Below are 18,509 nucleotides of genomic sequence, written 5' to 3'. Positions count from 1 at the left end.
TAGCTGTTCAGTATTTGCATATTGTAGTGTTAACATCATGAGGGAGATGGTTCGAATGAAAAGATCAGGTCCTTTTTTCCACGACGTGTCTCAGGAGAACCTTTATTTAAAATCAGAGCTTTCAAGGTGCCATAAGCTGATTTCCGAACTTGAAGCAAGCTACTTCCATCAGAAAAATAACAAGCTTCTCAAAGAAAATAATGATATGAAACAAAAACTTCAGCAGCTGTCTGCCGAATTAACACAAATGTCAACAAAAGAAAAACACGCCTCCCATACCAGCCAAACCCTGCACCAAATAAGAGCTGAGCTACTTGATAAAATCGTTGCTTTGCAGGAGCTTCTTTCTGCTGAAACCTATAAACGCAAAGCCGAAATAGTAGAAAAACATAAACTTCATATTGCTAATATCAAAATTGAAGAAGAAAATAAAAATCTTCATAAACAAATCAGCCATCTTCAGGCCTCTATTGAGCAGGAACAAGGCGCACTGCTTCAGGCAAAACAGCAAACCGAATTGATAAAAGCCGAAAACGGCCGTCTAAAAGAGCAAATGGTAGAAAAAGAATATCAGCTAAAAAATATTAAAATAGAAGTTGATCATATGAAAGATCGAATCATAGAAACGAAAGAAAGGCTGCTAGAAATAGAAAAAACGAAAGAAATATTATTTCACGAAACTATTATATCGTATAAACGGCAGCTTGATGAAAGCGATGCCTGGATTGCTTCTCATTTTGCCGATATTGATGGCGGCACGAAACAAAAAGAAAAAACGGCAGAAGAAGCTCCAGCAGTCTACGCGCAGCCAAATCATGTAGAAACCATACTTGAAGATGTCACCAAACAGATACATTCGCTTCAAAAACAGCTTGCCCGCGCCCAATCATCAGACCAAGCCATGAGCCATACAATCGAAGAGCTGAAAAACAGAGCCGCTGAAGAAAAGCCATATCAAAAGTGGGTATATAAACTTAATCTTGAAAAAGAAAACAAACCTTCACAGAAAAAACCTCAATAAAAAAAAACTGCTTGAGCCATGCCAAGCAGTTTTTCTGTATCTTTATTCATTTGCTGATTCAGCAGATTCAGTTGACTCAATTTCGCCCTCTAAAATGTACTGGCCGCGATATGGCTTTTTCACTTCCGGGTACATTTTAATTAAGCTTTGCATAAACGTTGTCATATTAGGGATTTCAAGACCGCTTTCTTTTTCAATCTCTTTTTGAAGCTCGGAACTCTTAATCGCCGCGTTGTGGCGTTTTAATGTTTTAATGGCTGCTTCACGCAGCTTAGCTGCTTTTGATCCCGGTCTTGCCGTCCCTCTTCTTCTTCTTGTTGTTCCGTCTGGTATACCGGCAGGAAGAGAGGAAATAGATTGAAGCTGAGGCTGAACAGACTGCTGCTGTGATTGCGGCTGATAGCTTCTGATTTCCTGAGCCGCTAGCTCAGCGAGAACCGGCAGAGAGTCAGGTTTTTTTTCAGAACGGATATCCTTTTTGATTTCGGAAGGGCTTCCATTCCTGTCCAGCTCTCTTAATTTTGCGTATATTTTATCACGTTCAATTTGATATTCACGAATGACTTTCACTTCAGCTTCATTTAATTGTTCTAACCGCAAGCGCAAAGCTTCTCTTTCATTAAACATCCTCAATGTACCCCCTATCAAAATTAACATCTTTAATTAAGATATTAGATTACAAAAGTAATTTTATCAACTATTATTTTAGCATTTTACTATTATATTTACTCTATGAAAAATTCCTTATTTTCTAAAAATGTTTTATTTTTCAAAAGAATCCTTTATTCACAAGGGATTGAGAGGCTTCAATTCCATTTGGTATAATGTTGAAAAAATATATATTACTTACTTCTTTAATGAAATTTAGTGTAATATCTACAATTTTCGAGCTATGGGATATGAAATTTATCTAAAATTGAGGAAAAACATCAAAAATTAACGGTTTTTTTAGCGATTCAATCAAACAAAACATCATTTTCTATGCATAAATTTGGAAAAATAATCTTCTTACTCTTCTTCGTTTGCTTTCTTTCACAAAAAAAACCTGATGAGATCAGGTTTTTGAAGAACTATTCAGATGCCTGTTCTGTTTCAGTCAGAACACGGTTCACACGTTTTTCAAGCATTTTCATACCGCTCCCGCCGGCTTGGAAGTGACGGAGCTGTCCTGTTTTATCAAACACATAGTATGCAGGCACATATTCATTTTCAAATGCATCGGTTAAAACATGATCACTGTCGACAAAAATCGGCTGAGTGATGTCATGTTCAGCAGCTACTTCTTTAATTTTGCCGAGGTCAAGGTCATCTTCGGAGCGAGGCATATGCACCGCTACAACGTTCAATTTATCTTGATATTTATCACGAAATTCATTCACTTGCGGCATCGCTTCTTTGCACAGATGGCAGCTGATGGACCAGAAATGAATAAGTGTCGGCTTTTCCCCGATCAATTGCTCTCTCGTTACTTCGCCATTGAACCAGGCTTTCTCCCCAGTCAGTTCAGGCAGAGGCTGACGTAATTTCATTGCTTTATCCTCCTTTTAAACAGAAAGGCCTAACGAAAATCTTAGACCCTTTTTCGTCCTTAGAAAGAATTAAAGTGTTTTTTGGCCTGGTTTCCAGTTAGCCGGGCAGAGTCCGCCAGTTTGCAGCGCTTGAAGAACACGAAGCGTTTCATCAACGTCACGGCCGATATTGTTATGGAAAACAGTTTGATATTGAAGCTCGCCTTCAGGATTGATAATAAACAATCCGCGCAGGGCCACACCTTCTTCTTCAATTAAAACGCCATATTCACGGGATACCTCGTGATTTGTATCAGCAGCAAGCGGATACTTCAACTTGCCAAGGCCGTTTTCTTTGCGGTCTGTATTAATCCACGCCAAATGAGTATGGATTGTATCAGTTGAAACCCCGATGACTTCAGCATCAAGATCTTCGAATTCGTCATAGCGGTCAGACATTGCTGTAATTTCAGTCGGACAAACAAAAGTGAAGTCCATTGGATAGAAGAACAACACTGTCCATTTGTCGTTTTTCATGTTTTCCTCAAGACTTACTTTGCCAAATTCTTTACTTGCAAGGACTGCTTCCATTTCAAAACGAGGAGCTTGTTTACCTACCATACGTTCTGCCATATGTATCCCTCCAATTTATAGTTTGGCTTAAAAGCCGGATTCACATGAAAATAAAGGGTGTTCACCCATATTTCGTTAATAACATCACAATGTCCATTATAAAGGAGCGGATTTTCCAAGTCAATTTTTAACAAATCTTGTATGTCTTTGGTTTCGACATTTTTGGATAAAGAGTTTAACATATTCATGCATAGGGTAACTCACCTCAATGTGCAGCAATCAATTCAGAAAAGGAGCTCCAACATGGATTTTATTAAACAATACGATTGGACGGGACTGATTACAAATGCCGGTATCCTGTTCATTAAACTCGTCATTATGGTATTGCTCTACTTTATCGTTCGATCTTTAGGCATAAAAATCATTAAACATCTGTTTGCAAAATTCGAGGAGCAGCACAGCTTGTCTATCGGACGTGCACATACGCTCCGAAGTCTGACTCTTAACATATTTGCTTACATATTAATTTTTATATTTTTTGTCATGGTTCTTGATTTGTTCCATTACGATCCAAGTGCTCTTTTAGCGGGAGCAGGAATCGTCGGACTGGCTGTCGGATTCGGCGCCCAAGGACTTGTCAGCGACATCGTGACAGGTTTTTTTATATTGCTTGAAAAACAATTGGATGTTGGAGATTATATTACTGTTTCCACCTTTGACGGGATTGTTGAGCAGGTTGGCTTAAGAACCACTCAAATCCGCAGCTTTGACGGAACCCTCCATTATATCCCAAACAGAAACATTACAAACGTGAGCAATCATTCGCGGGGAACAATGCAGGCTTTGGTTGATATAAAAGTGCCTGCTGAAAGAAACATTGATGAAACAATTCATATTTTACAGCAAGTATGTGAAGAGACAGCGGCCGCTCTCCCGCAAATAAAAGAAGGCCCTAATGTCATCGGAATTCAAGAACTGGGCACTTCTGAAATTGTGATTAGAGTCATTGCCAAAACAGAAAATATGGAACAATGGCGGGTCGAGCGCGTGCTTAGAAAGGAAATAAAAACTGCGCTTGACCGTGCTTTTCCTAAAGAAACAGAATAAATAAAAGAACCGAAGCTTTTTGCTTCGGTTTTTATTTACTGAATTCTGCTTTCAACTTCGCTGCAAATTTCGTCAGCAGTCATCCCGGAAGCTGTAATGACAGGTGCTTGTGTTACCGTATCGGCTATCCCTTGCACATTATTATCAAGACCTGTTACGACACAGCAGTCACAGCCTTTTGCATCGTCAGGGCTTTTCATCATTACAACGTCATATCCTTTTTCTTTTAATGCAGCTTCTACATCTGATAACGATTGTTCAATTCCAATTTTTTTAGCCATTATTGAACACCTCCGTTTACTAGAGTGCTCATTTTATGGAATTTTATTCTTTCATTTATAGTTAATTGGCATAAACAGAAAAATAACCTGTCATGACGTTAACCGCTGTTTCTATCGCATTTTCATCAGGATTCAGCTTTGCGTGATGAAGTCCGTGTTCAGAGCCTGCACCAAGCCAGAACATGAAGCCGGGATATTTTTTCAGCATGTAGCCAAAATCCTCTCCAGTCATTGCTTCTTTTGCTTCGATTACTGTTGCCAGTTGATGTTCAGCAACAAAAGACATAAATTCCTCTGTCAGTCCGCTCGTATTGTAAACCTGATGATACACTGACGGGTATGTCACTTTCCCTTTGCAGCGGAATCCGATTTCGATTCCTTTCACTATATCTTCAATCCGCTCCTTTACCTTCTTCATTGATTTTTCAGAAAGCGTGCGGATCGTGCCTTCCAAGTGAGCCGTTTCCGCAATAATATTTTGTGCTGAGCCGCCGGTAATGGTACCAACTGTAATAACGGCGCTGTCCAGCGGATCTGTGTTTCTAGAGATGATCGTTTGCAGCTGGGTGACAAGTGTGCTTGCGGCTACAACCATGTCCTCGGCCAAATGCGGATAGGCTGCATGTCCCCCTTTGCCTTCCAGATCGATGACAAGCTCTGATGTATTCGCAAAAAGAAGGCCGCTTTTTGTCGCGATCGTGCCTACTGGCAGCTCTGGAGCAATATGCAGCGCAGTGATGAAATCAGGCTGCCATTTTTTTAAAACGTCGCTCTCAAGCATTGGTTCCGCACCGCCAGGTCCTTCTTCGGCCGGCTGAAACAGAAACAGCAAATCATGTTTGACCGGATGGTGAACGAAATGGTCAATAATGCCGAGTGCAATCGTCATATGCAAATCGTGTCCGCAGGCGTGCATATTACCATGATGCTCTGATGCGAACGGAAGACCGGTTTGCTCTTCGATGGAGAGCGCGTCGATATCCGCTCTGTATGCCAGCATTTTTTCCGGCGCCGTCCCGTTGATCTTTACAAAAAGCCCTGTTCGCCATTTCTCAATTTCCATTCTGTCTTGCGGATATTGTTCCAAAACATTTAATAAATATTGCTGGGTTTTGAATTCCTGAAATCCAAGCTCCGGTATACGGTGCAGATCTCTGCGGATTGCGATGAGCTCCTCTTTCTTCATTTTCATTCCTCCTGCCTATACGAATAAGGCGTGGATATATTATCCACGCCTTTTTTATCAAACCATTCCTTACAGCTGGCGTAATTCCTGCTTGATTTCAGTTTTGCCTTTTGTTTTATCATCAATGTCTTTGATTTTTTTAGCAGGTGTTCCTGCAACGACAGTGTATGGCTCAACATCGTTTACCACGATCGCTCCCGCAGCAACAACCGCTCCTTTACCTACTGTTACGCCTTCAAGCACAACAGCATTTGCGCCAATCACAACGTCGTCTTCAATGACAACCGGTTTTGCGGATGGCGGCTCAATAACGCCAGCAAGCACAGAACCTGCTCCGATATGGCAGTTTTTGCCGACAGTAGCTCGTCCGCCCAAAACAACGTTCATATCGATCATTGTGCCTTCGCCGATAACTGAACCGATATTGATAGAAGCACCCATCATGATGACTGCGTTATCACCGATTTCAACTTGATCGCGGATGATCGCGCCCGGCTCGATACGCGCTTTGATATTTTTAAGATCAAGCATTGGAATCGCAGAATTGCGGCGGTCATTTTCAACCACATAGTCTTCGATTTTGCTTTGATTTTCTTCAATTGCTGTTTGGATTTCGCTCCATTCACCGAAAACGACACCAGTGTTTCCATTGATAAAAGCTTTCGCAGATTCGCCGAAATTGATTCCTTCCAGCTCACCTTTCACATAAACCTTTACAGGTGTAGATTTTGTACTATTTTGAATAAATGAAATAATTTCATTTGCGTCCATCATTTTCATATGTATAGTCCTCCTCCTGATTTTCTACCTCATTACTGTATCAAAGGAAAGATATAAAGACAAGAAAAAAAGGAACAGCCGCTTTAGCAGTTCCCATTGGGTGAGTCAGACAGCGATTCCGCTTTTCTTTGCGAATTGTCTCCCGAACTCTATTAATTCTTCCTCTTCTTCACCTTCTGGATTATTTTCGATTTTTACCGAAGGCAGCACAATTTCGCCTCCGCGCTCTTTTATTTTTGCTTCGAGCGTATCAACTGCTCCGCAGAAAAATTCATATGCTGTATCACCGGAACCGAATACAGCGCATGTTTTACCGGAAAAATCAATCTCATCCATATCTTCAGCAAGGTCTAAAAATTCATCAGGCAGATCTCCGTCGCCCCACGTATAGGACCCTATAATAATATGATCATAATCGTTAAACAGCTGTGCATTATCAATATCCATCGCTTCAAAACGGTCCGCTTCCACTTCCGCCTCCTGAAGCCCCTTCTCAATCAAATCTGCCATCGCTTCAGTGTTGCCTGACATTGTTGCATAAACGAGCAAAATCTTTCCCAATACCTAATTCCTCCTCTAATGAATCATTGCTGAAACTTCGTACGGCTGGACAAATTTACATTCATACAAGCCTGCACAAAAGAAATTCTCTTTCTGATTAGCCACTCTCCACCCATGCCCCTTAATGGTATCGAACCATTTTAACGCTCGGGCTTCCAGATCAGCCTGGTAAATTCTCGAATAACCATTTTCATCTTGTGTCGTTGTGACATATATAATTCCATCATCCTCTGAAATATCAAGAAATGATTCTTCTTTTCTGATCATGCTTGATTGTATGGTGAATTCTTCATCAGTCGAAACATTACGTACAGTGACAGCACCGTGCTTTCCTTTCACAGAACCCATCGCCGCCACTAGCCAATTCTCCTTGAACACGAGCATGGATGCCGTCATCCGGTTTGCTTCTTTCTTTACAATTTGGACAGTATCACGTTTAAAATCGTAAGACCAAATGCCCCCAAAATATTCGTGTATTTGCGTGCCGATGAAAAGATTGCCGCCGTGCAGGCACAACGAACGAATTACAGGTTACAGAGGGGGGTGATCAAATTCCGCAAAAGGTCTAGCTACGCGCCATGAAACGCCAAAATTATCTGATACATAAATGCAATGCTTGCCATGGGCGCAGACAAATCCGTCGTCTCGGCCTGTAATCGCCCACACTGTTGCATTTGTCGGAAAGTTAGACATCGTCCAGGTTTTCCCTTCGTCAGACGAGCGAATGACCGTTCCCTTTTCACCGACGCCAAATAAGTAAGCCCCTATGTAACTGATGCAGTGAATTTTGCTTTTCAAACGAAAAAGCTTTCTCCAGCCCTGTTCCAAAGAATAATGAAAAATGCCGTCTCTTTGTACCGCCACAAAATAACCAGAAAATGCCGATGCTGTGACAGCAGTCGCTCCTTTATGAAACATGGATTTTTTCCTTGTTCATATAATCTGCCCATGCTAGAAAATCTTTCGCAAACGCTCGGCAGCTTTCCACATCTTCATCCGTTTCAGGCGCTAGTTCGATTTTCAATGTTTCCTGGTAAACAGCAGCTCCCGCCTCTTGCAGCATGACACTGAACAAATTGACCGCTTCACAAAACTTCGGATAAGAATAATCTCCTGATCCGAAGCAAGCTGTTTTTAAGCCGTTAAGCTGAAGCTGTTTGACCTCTTCAAAAAAATCTTCCGCTTCGTAAGGCAAATCGCCGTCGCCCCATGTATAGGTGCCAATCAGCACATAATCATAGGATGTCAAAGCAGACACAGCTGCATCATCTATCTCGACACAATCAATATCTAACTCATATTCCTGAAGCGTTTCTTTTATAATTACGGCAATGTCTTCTGTATTTCCTGACATGCTGGCATATGTAATCAAGGCTTTAGCCATGTTATCACCTCATTAATTGATAATGATTTCAATATCGTATGTATTACTTTAACTGATAATGATTATCATTGTCAATAAAAATAAAAAAGACAGCACATCGCTGTCCTTTAAAATGGATTTTCTTGATCCAGCATCTCCTTTATCACTTGAACAAAAGCTTGAACTTGCTTCAGCTCAAAGGCAGGTTCATAGCCTAACAGCCATGTATCCCGTCCGATCGGATGCTCTTTCATGTCTAACAGAGGCATTTTATTGACTTTATCTTCGTTTTGAAGGGTAACAGACGGCAAAATGGCATAACCGATTCCGTGCAGCGCCATCTGTTTGCACGTTTCAATCTGATCAACCAATATCGTCTGTTTTGGCGACGTTTTAAATTTTTGATGCCACCAGTGCTGAATTTCCTGAAAATAAGTGCTGTCGCTTTTAAATTGGATAAACGGCCGTTCTGTATGGGCAATATCTTCGATGCAGGAAATTTCTGTGTCCACTAAATACAGGTGATCTGTCATTAAGTAATCTTTACGGCCCTTCCACTCAGGGTTGCCCCTAATAATGCCGATATGAACCTGATCCTCATATAAGCTTTTCAGCATTTCGCTGCTCCAGCCGGTAATGAGTGAGACCTTTGCATTGGGATACCTTTCCACATACGTCTTCAAGACTTTAGGAAGCCAATGCTGGCCGATTATGGAGGCGACGGCAAGCTTCAGTGTGCCGTGAATTTCCCCTTCAAGCTCATCGATATTTTCTCTTATTCTTTCCTGCTCTAACGTCACATCATTCGCAAACTGAATGATTTTCTCACCGGCCGGCGTTACCGTTAACCCTTTTTGGGATCTTAAAAAGATTTTTGTGCCCCACGCCTTTTCAATGGTTTGTAAGCGCTGAGATAAAGCCGGCTGAGATACAAAAAGTCGTTCCGCCGCCTTTCTCATATTTAACTCCTCAGCTAAAACTACGAGCATATGAAGCTCTTGAAGCTGCATGTCGTCCTCCTTTTTATGTTCAATAAGTTTCTCTTATCTCTCATTCTAATAAAATCTTCGTTTCTGATTCAAGCCCTATTCTGGTTTAAAACTATGTATACGCTTTCTTTCTTGCTCTGGCCATATAATAAAAATAGGCCGTGAAGCCTACTTATTCAATGAGCGTATATGCTTATTCAATTCCTTTAAAACCACTCTTCTTGTAAAAATTCCTTCAAACACCTGCTCATCATTTTCAACACAGACAAATCCGTTATTAATGACCATGCCGAACCCCCTCATAATCGGATCATTTATATGGAGGCGTGGAATATCAGTCAGCATGACTTCTTCGACAGTAATTTGGTCAAGCTTTTCAAACTCGATTCGCTCAAGCCCAAAAATGCTGTTCATGATCATATTTGTACCGACTAAGCCACGTAAACGATAGGAAGGATCAAGGACCGGAATGGCTGTGTATCCAGTTTTTGTTAGGACTAATAATGCATGCTCAAGGTTGTTTCCGACTTGAACGTGCGCCACTTTGTCCGCCTCAATCATAAATTGTCCGACTGTTGCCTCAAGAAGCTGGTCTGATTGTAAGCTTATCATGTTTTCGACCCCTTTTCAGTTTCATCAACAATACATTCCCTATACTACAATAATATAAACTTTATCAGTATTTGTCGAAAAGTTTCCTTTCAATAAAAAAGATACTCTTTATGCGAGTATCAATTTATAAGGTGCTCCATTAATTTTCAAATCGAAATCGGTCGTATAGCGTTACAAGTTTTTTGTAGGTGGTTCCGTCAACGTTTTTGGTTCCTGTCTCTATATCGTTGATCTCACTGCTTAATAGCTCGATGGCATACTCATGGTTGATCAGGATATTCAGCAGAAGTTTTTGTTCTTCTTCTGTAAATCGTTCACCAATAAGACTCATTCGCAATCAGGCCCCCTGTTTTATACTGAATACCTCTGAAAGCAAGACAACTTACTTTCAGCTCTACCGCTAGAATAAGTAATCAGAAAACAAACGTCAACCGCATAATTCGACATTTCCCTTAGCTTTTCAGCCGGAATTATTTTGTAAAACGATTTGCATAGCTGAAGGCAGTGTATGAATCCGGTTTTATTTTCGCCTCAATCCCCATGGAAGTGATACGACCTGTCATTTCTTGAATCAGTTCTTTTGTAAGCCCTTTTTTCCCAATATCCAAGTGAACCTCAAAGGTAAGATCCGCCCCTTCACCGGTAAAGGGCAGGAGCAGATCGGTAATATCCATTAAGTGCCCATCAAGAATATGAGCGGCCGTTTCTTGGCTATACGCCGTTTCTAACGAAATCTTCTCCCGAAGGCTATGTATGGGTCTATCGACTGTATGATTTTTCAAGCAGCCCCAAGCTCCCTTGCCTGTGCGATGCAAATGCAATGCGGTAATAAACTTTGTGTAATCGCGGTACACTTGTGAATCGGTTCCGATCGATAACACATAGGAAGAACGGGGGTCCTTTCGAACAAAGGCTTTAAGCCGTTCCACCACAACTTGAAAGGTCATCTGTGCTTCTGAAAGATTATAAAACAGAAAAGAATCAGCCATAATGACACTCCTTTTCAAGGATTTACAACCATGAAACAAGTATGTTCCCTACTGTTTATTTCAATTACTTTTGCAAAAGCGGAAGCTTGTTCCCATTATTTCAGGAATCTTACCTCTTACTGAAGAAGTTCAAAGATTTCGATGGAAACCATGTCGATATTATCAAACGGATATGTGTTAGGTTTTTCACCTTTTTGGAAAACCGTCAGTTCAAACGTTTGATTTTTTTCGAAATATTTAACACTGCATATTTTCTCACCATTTACTTCGAAATAACGCTGCATTGGCTCGTTAGCCGCTTCCGCCGTTTCTTGTAGACTTTGCAGCCGTGTGATGATACCCATTAATTGTGACATTCTAAAAAAAGACTCCTTTCAAAAAGCAACTTCAAATCAACAAGTATTTATTATAATACAAGTTCTATTGAGCATCATACCATAAAGTCGGACAGGATGGCATTTTCACTGCTGAATTTAAGAAAAGAAAAAAAGTGAAAAAACTATTTTTTATTAGTTTGAGGCTTTTTTTGAATGTCATACACACAATTACGATTTTTTTGATATGCCCGCAGAGTCAAGAAAGCTTTTTTTTGCAATTTCATCAAATAAAAAATATTGCAATATGTAATGATTCAGAGTGCTTTATCGGGTTAATATCTCTTGCACGGCCGGTTAGCATTGGTACAGTGATCGAGCGCTGAAAGAACATTTTTGTTCCTTCCATTGTTCAGCGTTTTCCCCTAGTTAGGTTTATTGTTTTATGGATTGTCTTATGCTTTGCAAAATAAAAAAACTTGGCGGGGGTAGCGCCAAGTTTTTACGGATCTTGATCTGATAGAGGGGTTAGGGAACAGAGAGTAGCTTCTCTCTATAATTAAATGATAATGATTCTCAGTATCAATGTCAATCGTTTTTTTGATATTTTTTCAATTCATAAAAAAACGGCCACTTAGGCCGCTTAAATCAATCCATCCTGCTCATATAAATAAGAATAAGGCAGGTCTATAAATAAATACATCTGGTCATCCATAGGATACGAAAACGTTCTGATCATTTCACCTGTTTCCAAATCACTGTACAGATCACTGAAGAATCCTTTTCTGAGATTTCTCATTCTCATAATGTTCTCCAAGAAATAAGGGCGCCAGCTCCAATTCTTTTCCGTGTATTCCGGCTGGTAAATCCATTCTCCATCTTGTTTAAAGACATTTCCCGTCAGCTGATCGCCTTCTTCATCACACATGTAAATTCTAAAGCTGCAATCGGTCAGCTCTTCCGCCAGGTTTTTAATAAAGTCATCATCAGAAGACAGGTTGTTTTTTCTCAAAGATGTCACAGCCTGGTGAACTCGTTTGTAAAACTGTTCAGAGTGCTCATAGACAGTTTCAAGCTTCTTTTTCTCATGTGTGATAAATTGGTGAAATTCAGTTTTAAGTCTTTGTTTCAATACATCTCTCTCTCGAAACGTTTCAGAAGGAGACAACAAGTAATAACCCTGAAAATAGCGCCCTCCGTTTCTCCAAGCGTACTGAAGCTGGAAGTTCGCCTCAATGTCTTCATACAGCAGCGCAGCACCAATTTTTCTCGCTAATAAAGATATGCTGTATAGCACATGCTCATATGACGGTGACGGCTGTGATATTTTCAGCGCCTGCAAATCGATTTTTAACAGATCTGGCGAAAGTAATGCAATTCTGTCCAGGTTGCTGCTTTCTTTTCCGATATTATCAACTGCTATTTTAATTCCGTATGTACGATAGTAGGCAAGCATATGGTAAAGCTGCTCAATATCCCCTTCAAAATTGTGCTCCGTAATTTCAAGCACGAAACGATGAAGTTCGATCCCTCTCGCTTCATATTCTTTCAGAAGCTCAAGAAAGCTTTCGCCATGATCAAGCATTAAAAGATTGGCATCCTGATTCATAAAAATCAATAGATCAGAATCCGCTTCTAAAAAATGGTCAAGAGCCTGGCGGATAATTCTGTTATCCACCTCTAATTTATATTCTTCGGGTATCCCCCCATCTAAAAAAAAGGGTCCGAGACTTTGAATGTCTGAATCTGCCAATATACGTCCCAGCACCTCATATCCGACGATTTTCTGCTCCTCGGCACTGAAAATCGCCTGGTAATATGGGAGGACATCATCAATGTTCGTTAAAATATCAAGTGGATCCAACATGTTATCACCTGCTTCTCTATCTTTGTCTGATTATACCACATTGAATCCAAAGTTTAATATGCTTTAAAACGGATACGGATTCAGCCATTGCCCCCCATCCAGAGTGACACATTCCCCATTCATATAGGAAGCTTCATCAGAAAGCATAAACGCGGCCAAAGCGGCGATTTCCTCGGGTGTGCCAAGCCGGCCGAGCGGCACACTGTTCAGCGTGCGGGCTTTCGCTTTTTCCGATTCAAATAGCTTCTCCGCACCGCCTGTTCGTTCTATCGGACCGGGTGCAATCGCGTTTGTGCGGATTCCGTATTGACTGCCCCACTCTACGGCAAGAGTTCTAGTGAGCGACAATACGCCAGCTTTTGCCGCAGCGGAATGAACGACCCCTGCTCCCGCTCCCCAAGCATATGTGGCGGCCATATTTAAAATGACGCCCTTCTGCTGCTGCTCGATCCAATACCGTGCCGCGGCTTGGCTGCAAAAAAATGTGCCGTTTAACACAATCTCAATAACGGCTTTCCATCCATTAGGCGTCAGCTTTTCTGCCGGGCAAATAAAATTTCCGGCCGCATTATTGATCAGCGCATCAAGCCGGCCAAAGGCTCTTATCCCTTTTGTAATCATGTCTGAAGCAGCGGAATCAGAACGGACATCCATTTGAAAACAAGCGACTTGCCCCTCAAAGGTCTCAATTTCTCTTTTCGTTTCCTCAAGTGCTTCCTGATTCCGTCCTGTCACCATGACGTGCCAGCCTAATTCAGCCTGTTTTTTTGCCATTGCTTTTCCCATGCCGCTTGACCCGCCGGTAATAATAACAACCTTTTTTTCCATTGTATGATCCCTCCTATTATGAATGAGTATTCATTCAATATTATTCTATCATTATACGCCAGCTTCTGTCATTACATGCTGATATGAGATTTTTTCAAGTTACAGGTGATATAATAGAAAAACTCTACTAAAGGTTGGTTTGAAATGAAAAAGATGTCCAGAAGACAATTTTTAAAAGGAACGTTCGGCGTTTTTGCGGCCGGGGTTTTCACGGCCTGCGGCGGATATGGCTATGCCCGCTATCTGGAACCGCATATGATTGAGACTACTAGACACACGATTAAAAGCTCTCTCATTCCCCATGGATTTGACGGTTTTAAAATCGTGCAGTTCAGTGATACACATTTAAGCGATTATTTTACGCTTGATGATTTTAGAACTGTCATCCAGACAATCAATGAATCTAAGCCTGATTTAATTGTTTTTACCGGTGATATTATCGATAACCCTGATATGTATCAAAATTATCAGGCAGTCATTCCTTTTTTGAAAAAGCTGCAAGCACCCTTCGGCAAGTTTTGTGTTTACGGCAATCATGATCACGGCGGCTATGGCACGGATGCTTATAAAAGCCTGATGTCATCGGGAGGTTTTACGGTATTCCGCAACGCCTATCAAAAATTGAAGCTCACAGACGGCAGCGAAATTGAGATTGCTGCGCTCGATGATTTAATGCTCGGCAAACCCGATTATGGAGGCACCCTATCGAAATTAAGTGAGAAGCTTTTTTCTATTCTGCTCGTCCATGAGCCTGATGCCGCCTTGAATACAAAAACATATCCTGTCAATTTGCAGCTATCCGGACACACACACGGCGGGCAGATCCAGCTGCCCTTCTACGGACCGCTTATTACACCTCCGTACGGAAAAGTCTATACCGAAGGAATGTACCAAACAGGCGACACTCATATTTATGTGAACCGCGGCCTCGGGATGACGAGACTGCCTTTGCGATTTCTGGCTAAACCTGAAATTACAGTCTTTACATTAAAAAGCACAAATTAATGTAGCAGATTGGGTTCCTCATCAATACTTATAAATAAAAAAGAGAGGATGAGGAAACTGCTCACGTACCAGATTAAACAAGGCGATACACTCACCAGCATCGCGGCCGATTTCAGAGTCAGCACTGCTGCTTTGATCCAAGCCAACCCTTCTTTGCAATCAGGAGTTATCGCCGGACAGCGCATTGTCATCCCCGGTCTGCCGGACCCAAATACGATCCCATATCATATTACAGTCTCTATTGGGGCTAAAACCCTTACTTTGCACCAAAATAATCAGATAATAAAAACTTATCCGATTGCCGTCGGTAAAATACTGACACAAACACCAACTGGCGAGTTCTACATTATTAACCGCCAACGCAATCCCGGCGGTCCATTTGGCGCTTATTGGCTGAGTCTTTCAAGACAGCACTACGGAATACACGGGACGAATAATCCCTCTTCGATTGGTAAGGCTGTTTCTAAAGGGTGCATTCGCATGCATAACAAAGACGTAATCGAACTCGCTTCTATTGTGCCAAACGGAACAAGAGTCATGATTAACCGGTAATGTTTTCTTAATTGTTTCAAAAACAGGCTGTTTATAATATGATAAAGTGGGACCTTTAGGGTAAGGAGCGTTTTTATGGATATATTTAAAAATCGTAATTTTGTTCGTCTTTTTTTCGCAGCACTCGCTTCTCAAATGGGTACGACAGTAGGCAACATGGCATTTGCTTTTTTCTTGCTGGACCGCTTCAGCAGCCAGCCTTCATATACGACCTTGGCGGAGCTGATGTATTCTCTCCCGACCGTATTTGTATTTTTGATCGTAGGAGTTGTCGCGGACCGGTTTGACAGAAAAAAGGTAGCGGAAAACTGTGATTGGATCAGAGCCGGCCTGACTGTCGTTCTTTTTTTCACTTTATTTACCGGCAATATTCCTCTTGTTTTCTGTATTTTATTTGTCAGAAGCGCTGTCACGAAGTTTTTCTTTCCGGCAGAAAACAGTTTGGTACAAGCCATCCTGCCGAAGGAGCATTATGCAAAGGCGGCCGGTCTTAACCAGATGCTTTTTAGTATTTTCATGGTGTTCGGAGTCGGAATCGGTGCCGTTATGTACAACACAATCGGTATCGAAGGCGCCATTATTCTTGATTTTGTCAGCTTTATCATTTCCGGGCTGCTGATCCGCAGCTGCCGGATTCCGAAAGAAGCCCGACAGCCAAACGGTGCATTCAGCTGGAGAAAAACTTCTGTGAAAGATTCAATAAATGATTTTAAGGAAGGTATTCTGTATATTTTAAAAAACAAACTGCTGGCATCTCTTATATTCGGTTTCTTTATTTTTGGATTTGTCAACGGAGGATTCGCCGTATTGCCAATGTTTACAATGAAATACGGATTGGCGCCTGACCGTTATGAGTGGCATACGTCGGTATTTACGATCGCACTCGGGTTTGGGCTGCTGGCAGGAAGTGTAATCGGCACGATTATCTCTAAAAAAGTGAAGCCGCACTTTTTAATGTCGATACCGATTTTCATTGCAGGCTTGCTGATTTTCGTACTCGGCTACACAAATGTTTTAGGGGTGTACTATGCGGCAGCTTTTGCCCTGGGAATGTGCATTGGCCCGATCAACATTGCAATCGGGGGATGGATGCCAAAGATTGTTCATCCAAAGCTGATGGGACGAGTAAGCGGCTTGCAGGACCCTTTTATGATGTTTGCACAGTCTTTAACACTGGGCTTAGTTGCGCTGTTATTCCCTAAGTTCGTTTCAAACATTGATTATCTTTATTACGGCATGGGCGTTATTATCCTGCTTGTTTTTATTTTTTATTTTGTTGCACTGCCAAAATACAGTGCACAGGTTGCGGAAGTGAATGTTCAGGAAGCATTTCAAGAGCAGCCGAAAAAGAAAGCAAGATCTGTATAATATACATTAAAAATGCGCTTTTTTTCTCAGAAAAAAGCGCATTTTTACATTCAATATTTGCATTTCAATTTTAAAAAAGTATAATCTAATCATATAGAATTTGATAAGAGCAAAGGAGAGAAATAATGGACGACCATGCATATACGAAAGATCTGCAGCCAACCGTAGAAAATCTTTCAAAAGCAGTTTACACTGTGAACCGCCATGCAAAAACCGCCCCCAACCCTAAATACCTATATCTGCTGAAAAAACGGGCTTTGCAAAAGCTTGTCAAAGAAGGTAAAGGAGAGAAAATAGGGCTTCATTTTTCAAAAAATCCAAGGTTCAGCCAACAGCAATCGGACGTGCTTATCTCAATCGGAGACTACTATTTTCACATGCCTCCAACTAAAGAAGACTTCGAACATCTTCCGCATTTAGGTACACTTAATCAATCGTACCGAAATCCAAAAGCTCACATGTCTTTAACAAAAGCGAAACACCTGTTGCAAAAATATGTAGGCATGAAGGAAAAACCGCTTGTGCCAAATCGCCAGCAGCCAGCCTACCATAAACCTGTTTTTAAAAAGCTTGGCGAGAGTTACTTTTAAAATAAAAACAGCCGGGTGCCACTTAGGCACCGGCTGTTTTTATTTATTCGATGACATACGTATCCACTTTTTTAATCAAGTCACTGATCTCAGGCTTGCTGATTTGCTCATCTGCGCCAACGACTTCTCCGCGATGACGCAAATCATCTGTAATTAACGATGAGAAAATCATAACCGGTACGTCTGAGCTTTTCGGGTTTTCCTTCAGCAGCTTTGTGAGCCTGTGTCCGTCCATTTTTGGCATTTCAATATCAGTGATAATCATATCAATCTGCTCTGATAAATCAGTTTCATTTTCAGCAAGGTTCATAATGTAGTCATATGCCTCTTTTCCGTTTTCAAACGAAGAAACATTGTTGTACCCTGCTTCTTTTAACTCATTCTGCAAGAGGCGCATCAAGAGCGGTGAGTCCTCTACAATGATAAGCTTTTTATCAGCTCTTCTTTCATCGAAGCCCTCGGTATGCATATTGTACGTATCCACACCTGAGTCTGATTCGATGTCATAAATCATTTTTTCATAGTCAGGCAAAAAGATCATCAGGTCTTCGAGCTTAATAATCCCGGTAAGGTGCCGCTCCATTCCTTGATTTAATGATGTGGGCTTTTCAATTGCTTCCCAGGATACTCTGTGAATTTGAGAAACAGAGCCGACATGGAAAACAATTTTCCGTTTATTAAATTCAGTCACGATATATTTCTCGTCTTTTGATCCCTCAGGCTCAACTCCAAAAAATGAGAAGAGGCTGATCACAGGGAGGATTTCTCCTCTGAGCTTAATCATTCCTTCTACATGCTGATGGGAGTGAGGCACTGATGTCACCTCGACTGGCTGAATAATTTCCCTTACCTTCATGACGTTAATTCCGAAAGCATTATCGCCCACGCCAAACTTCACTATTTCTAATTCATTTGTACCAGAATCCAATAAAATTTCGTATTGTTGTAATGACACTTCAATCCCTCGCTATTCGCATTCAGTATTGTACTGTATATATCGGCGTAAATTGTAAAA

Annotated in this window: 22 protein-coding genes and 1 pseudogene; 6 read left to right on the top strand and 17 right to left on the bottom strand. The window is 41.2% G+C overall.

The features are described from left to right. Positions 1 to 55 precede the first annotated feature (55 nt). Complete coding sequence (locus MOF34_RS14300; protein WP_268400594.1) at positions 56 to 1,021, top strand: sporulation protein; 966 nt, start codon at positions 56 to 58, stop codon at positions 1,019 to 1,021. A 42-nt stretch (positions 1,022 to 1,063) separates the two neighbouring features. Here MOF34_RS14300 and rok read toward each other — a convergent pair whose 3' ends face one another. The 3 genes from rok to ahpA all read right to left on the bottom strand — a co-directional run bounded on the left by rok (position 1,064) and on the right by ahpA (position 3,162). Continuing rightward, positions 1,064 to 1,648 carry a transcriptional regulator Rok gene (gene rok / locus MOF34_RS14295; RefSeq protein WP_268400593.1) on the bottom strand — a complete coding sequence of 195 codons (585 nt, stop codon included), beginning with the start codon at positions 1,646 to 1,648 and terminating at the stop codon, positions 1,064 to 1,066. Positions 1,649 to 2,091: 443 nt separating this feature from the next. Further along, positions 2,092 to 2,550 carry a thiol-disulfide oxidoreductase YkuV gene (ykuV, locus tag MOF34_RS14290; RefSeq protein WP_268400592.1) on the bottom strand — a complete coding sequence of 153 codons (459 nt, stop codon included), beginning with the start codon at positions 2,548 to 2,550 and terminating at the stop codon, positions 2,092 to 2,094. A 69-nt stretch (positions 2,551 to 2,619) separates the two neighbouring features. Next, positions 2,620 to 3,162, bottom strand: a complete 543-nt coding sequence (ahpA, locus tag MOF34_RS14285; protein ID WP_041905277.1) for a biofilm-specific peroxidase AhpA — start codon at positions 3,160 to 3,162, stop codon at positions 2,620 to 2,622. A 243-nt stretch (positions 3,163 to 3,405) separates the two neighbouring features. On the opposite strand from ahpA, the gene mscT reads away from it, so the two are divergent. Next, complete coding sequence (mscT, locus tag MOF34_RS14280) at positions 3,406 to 4,209, top strand: small-conductance mechanosensitive channel protein MscT (RefSeq protein ID WP_268400591.1); 804 nt, start codon at positions 3,406 to 3,408, stop codon at positions 4,207 to 4,209. A 35-nt stretch (positions 4,210 to 4,244) separates the two neighbouring features. On the opposite strand, the gene MOF34_RS14275 is transcribed toward mscT, so the two are convergent. From MOF34_RS14275 to fadH, 13 genes and pseudogenes are all read right to left on the bottom strand, one after another. After that, positions 4,245 to 4,490 carry a YkuS family protein gene (locus MOF34_RS14275; RefSeq protein ID WP_268400590.1) on the bottom strand — a complete coding sequence of 82 codons (246 nt, stop codon included), beginning with the start codon at positions 4,488 to 4,490 and terminating at the stop codon, positions 4,245 to 4,247. Positions 4,491 to 4,551: 61 nt separating this feature from the next. After that, positions 4,552 to 5,676: an N-acetyldiaminopimelate deacetylase gene (locus tag MOF34_RS14270; protein WP_268400589.1), complete on the bottom strand. Its 1,125-nt coding sequence runs from the start codon at positions 5,674 to 5,676 to the stop codon at positions 4,552 to 4,554. A gap of 69 nt (positions 5,677 to 5,745) precedes the next feature. Further along, positions 5,746 to 6,456, bottom strand: coding sequence for a 2,3,4,5-tetrahydropyridine-2,6-dicarboxylate N-acetyltransferase (dapD, locus tag MOF34_RS14265; RefSeq protein WP_268400588.1), 711 nt, complete (start codon positions 6,454 to 6,456; stop codon positions 5,746 to 5,748). 105 nt (positions 6,457 to 6,561) lie between these two features. Next, the gene (locus MOF34_RS14260; RefSeq protein ID WP_268400587.1) at positions 6,562 to 7,017 is read right to left on the bottom strand and encodes a flavodoxin; all 456 of its coding nucleotides are present in this window, start codon (positions 7,015 to 7,017) and stop codon (positions 6,562 to 6,564) included. 15 nt (positions 7,018 to 7,032) lie between these two features. Next, positions 7,033 to 7,935 (bottom strand): annotated as a pseudogene (locus MOF34_RS14255) (WD40/YVTN/BNR-like repeat-containing protein). Then, complete coding sequence (locus MOF34_RS14250) at positions 7,925 to 8,401, bottom strand: flavodoxin (RefSeq protein ID WP_268400585.1); 477 nt, start codon at positions 8,399 to 8,401, stop codon at positions 7,925 to 7,927. Before MOF34_RS14250 ends, MOF34_RS14255 begins: the two are co-directional and overlap by 11 nt. A 107-nt stretch (positions 8,402 to 8,508) precedes the next feature. Continuing rightward, the gene (ccpC, locus tag MOF34_RS14245) at positions 8,509 to 9,390 is read right to left on the bottom strand and encodes a transcriptional regulator CcpC (protein ID WP_268400583.1); all 882 of its coding nucleotides are present in this window, start codon (positions 9,388 to 9,390) and stop codon (positions 8,509 to 8,511) included. Between the two features lie 147 nt (positions 9,391 to 9,537). Continuing rightward, entirely contained in the window at positions 9,538 to 9,981 is a 444-nt protein-coding gene (gene cbpB, locus MOF34_RS14240; protein WP_268400582.1) for a cyclic-di-AMP-binding protein CbpB, read from the bottom strand. A 139-nt stretch (positions 9,982 to 10,120) separates the two neighbouring features. Then, positions 10,121 to 10,318 carry an AbrB antirepressor AbbA gene (gene abbA / locus MOF34_RS14235; RefSeq protein ID WP_010886502.1) on the bottom strand — a complete coding sequence of 66 codons (198 nt, stop codon included), beginning with the start codon at positions 10,316 to 10,318 and terminating at the stop codon, positions 10,121 to 10,123. 133 nt (positions 10,319 to 10,451) lie between these two features. Further along, positions 10,452 to 10,970 (bottom strand): ribonuclease H-like YkuK family protein, encoded by a 519-nt coding sequence (locus tag MOF34_RS14230; protein ID WP_268400581.1) that lies wholly within the window; start codon positions 10,968 to 10,970, stop codon positions 10,452 to 10,454. 116 nt (positions 10,971 to 11,086) lie between these two features. Then, positions 11,087 to 11,326, bottom strand: a complete 240-nt coding sequence (locus MOF34_RS14225) for a YkuJ family protein (RefSeq protein ID WP_003218671.1) — start codon at positions 11,324 to 11,326, stop codon at positions 11,087 to 11,089. 601 nt (positions 11,327 to 11,927) lie between these two features. Continuing rightward, positions 11,928 to 13,151: an EAL-associated domain-containing protein gene (locus MOF34_RS14220; protein WP_268400580.1), complete on the bottom strand. Its 1,224-nt coding sequence runs from the start codon at positions 13,149 to 13,151 to the stop codon at positions 11,928 to 11,930. A gap of 63 nt (positions 13,152 to 13,214) precedes the next feature. Next, positions 13,215 to 13,979 (bottom strand): 2,4-dienoyl-CoA reductase, encoded by a 765-nt coding sequence (gene fadH, locus MOF34_RS14215; RefSeq protein WP_268400579.1) that lies wholly within the window; start codon positions 13,977 to 13,979, stop codon positions 13,215 to 13,217. Between the two features lie 144 nt (positions 13,980 to 14,123). Between fadH and MOF34_RS14210 the strand changes: the two genes are divergently transcribed. The 4 genes from MOF34_RS14210 to MOF34_RS14195 all read left to right on the top strand — a co-directional run bounded on the left by MOF34_RS14210 (position 14,124) and on the right by MOF34_RS14195 (position 17,494). Next, positions 14,124 to 14,984: a metallophosphoesterase gene (locus MOF34_RS14210; protein ID WP_268400578.1), complete on the top strand. Its 861-nt coding sequence runs from the start codon at positions 14,124 to 14,126 to the stop codon at positions 14,982 to 14,984. Between the two features lie 57 nt (positions 14,985 to 15,041). Beyond that, positions 15,042 to 15,536, top strand: coding sequence for a L,D-transpeptidase family protein (locus tag MOF34_RS14205; protein WP_268400608.1), 495 nt, complete (start codon positions 15,042 to 15,044; stop codon positions 15,534 to 15,536). Between the two features lie 75 nt (positions 15,537 to 15,611). Then, complete coding sequence (locus MOF34_RS14200) at positions 15,612 to 16,904, top strand: MFS transporter (RefSeq protein ID WP_268400577.1); 1,293 nt, start codon at positions 15,612 to 15,614, stop codon at positions 16,902 to 16,904. A gap of 125 nt (positions 16,905 to 17,029) precedes the next feature. Next, positions 17,030 to 17,494, top strand: a complete 465-nt coding sequence (locus MOF34_RS14195; RefSeq protein ID WP_268400576.1) for a YkyB family protein — start codon at positions 17,030 to 17,032, stop codon at positions 17,492 to 17,494. A 43-nt stretch (positions 17,495 to 17,537) separates the two neighbouring features. Here the strand turns inward: MOF34_RS14195 and cheV are convergent, their stop codons facing one another. Then, on the bottom strand, positions 17,538 to 18,449 hold the full coding sequence (gene cheV / locus MOF34_RS14190) for a chemotaxis protein CheV (protein ID WP_268400575.1): 912 nt from the start codon (positions 18,447 to 18,449) through the stop codon (positions 17,538 to 17,540). Positions 18,450 to 18,509 lie beyond the last annotated feature (60 nt).

This window comes from Bacillus sp. T17B1 (assembly GCF_026796395.1).
GTDB classification, from domain to species: domain Bacteria; phylum Bacillota; class Bacilli; order Bacillales; family Bacillaceae; genus Bacillus; species Bacillus spizizenii_A.
This window is presented reverse-complemented; position numbering and strand designations above follow the sequence as displayed.

What these genes read in the sequence shown, in the direction of transcription:
- MOF34_RS14300 (WP_268400594.1), top strand. Translation starts at nt 56, where the DNA reads ATGAAAAGATCAGGTCCTTTTTTCCACGACGTGTCTCAGGAGAACCTT.
- rok (WP_268400593.1), bottom strand. Translation starts at nt 1,648, where the DNA reads ATGTTTAATGAAAGAGAAGCTTTGCGCTTGCGGTTAGAACAATTAAAT.
- ykuV (WP_268400592.1), bottom strand. Translation starts at nt 2,550, where the DNA reads ATGAAATTACGTCAGCCTCTGCCTGAACTGACTGGGGAGAAAGCCTGG.
- ahpA (WP_041905277.1), bottom strand. Translation starts at nt 3,162, where the DNA reads ATGGCAGAACGTATGGTAGGTAAACAAGCTCCTCGTTTTGAAATGGAA.
- mscT (WP_268400591.1), top strand. Translation starts at nt 3,406, where the DNA reads ATGGATTTTATTAAACAATACGATTGGACGGGACTGATTACAAATGCC.
- MOF34_RS14275 (WP_268400590.1), bottom strand. Translation starts at nt 4,490, where the DNA reads ATGGCTAAAAAAATTGGAATTGAACAATCGTTATCAGATGTAGAAGCT.
- MOF34_RS14270 (WP_268400589.1), bottom strand. Translation starts at nt 5,676, where the DNA reads ATGAAGAAAGAGGAGCTCATCGCAATCCGCAGAGATCTGCACCGTATA.
- dapD (WP_268400588.1), bottom strand. Translation starts at nt 6,456, where the DNA reads ATGAAAATGATGGACGCAAATGAAATTATTTCATTTATTCAAAATAGT.
- MOF34_RS14250 (WP_268400585.1), bottom strand. Translation starts at nt 8,401, where the DNA reads ATGGCTAAAGCCTTGATTACATATGCCAGCATGTCAGGAAATACAGAA.
- ccpC (WP_268400583.1), bottom strand. Translation starts at nt 9,390, where the DNA reads ATGCAGCTTCAAGAGCTTCATATGCTCGTAGTTTTAGCTGAGGAGTTA.
- cbpB (WP_268400582.1), bottom strand. Translation starts at nt 9,981, where the DNA reads ATGATAAGCTTACAATCAGACCAGCTTCTTGAGGCAACAGTCGGACAA.
- MOF34_RS14230 (WP_268400581.1), bottom strand. Translation starts at nt 10,970, where the DNA reads ATGGCTGATTCTTTTCTGTTTTATAATCTTTCAGAAGCACAGATGACC.
- MOF34_RS14225 (WP_003218671.1), bottom strand. Translation starts at nt 11,326, where the DNA reads ATGTCACAATTAATGGGTATCATCACACGGCTGCAAAGTCTACAAGAA.
- MOF34_RS14220 (WP_268400580.1), bottom strand. Translation starts at nt 13,151, where the DNA reads ATGTTGGATCCACTTGATATTTTAACGAACATTGATGATGTCCTCCCA.
- fadH (WP_268400579.1), bottom strand. Translation starts at nt 13,979, where the DNA reads ATGGAAAAAAAGGTTGTTATTATTACCGGCGGGTCAAGCGGCATGGGA.
- MOF34_RS14210 (WP_268400578.1), top strand. Translation starts at nt 14,124, where the DNA reads ATGAAAAAGATGTCCAGAAGACAATTTTTAAAAGGAACGTTCGGCGTT.
- MOF34_RS14200 (WP_268400577.1), top strand. Translation starts at nt 15,612, where the DNA reads ATGGATATATTTAAAAATCGTAATTTTGTTCGTCTTTTTTTCGCAGCA.
- MOF34_RS14195 (WP_268400576.1), top strand. Translation starts at nt 17,030, where the DNA reads ATGGACGACCATGCATATACGAAAGATCTGCAGCCAACCGTAGAAAAT.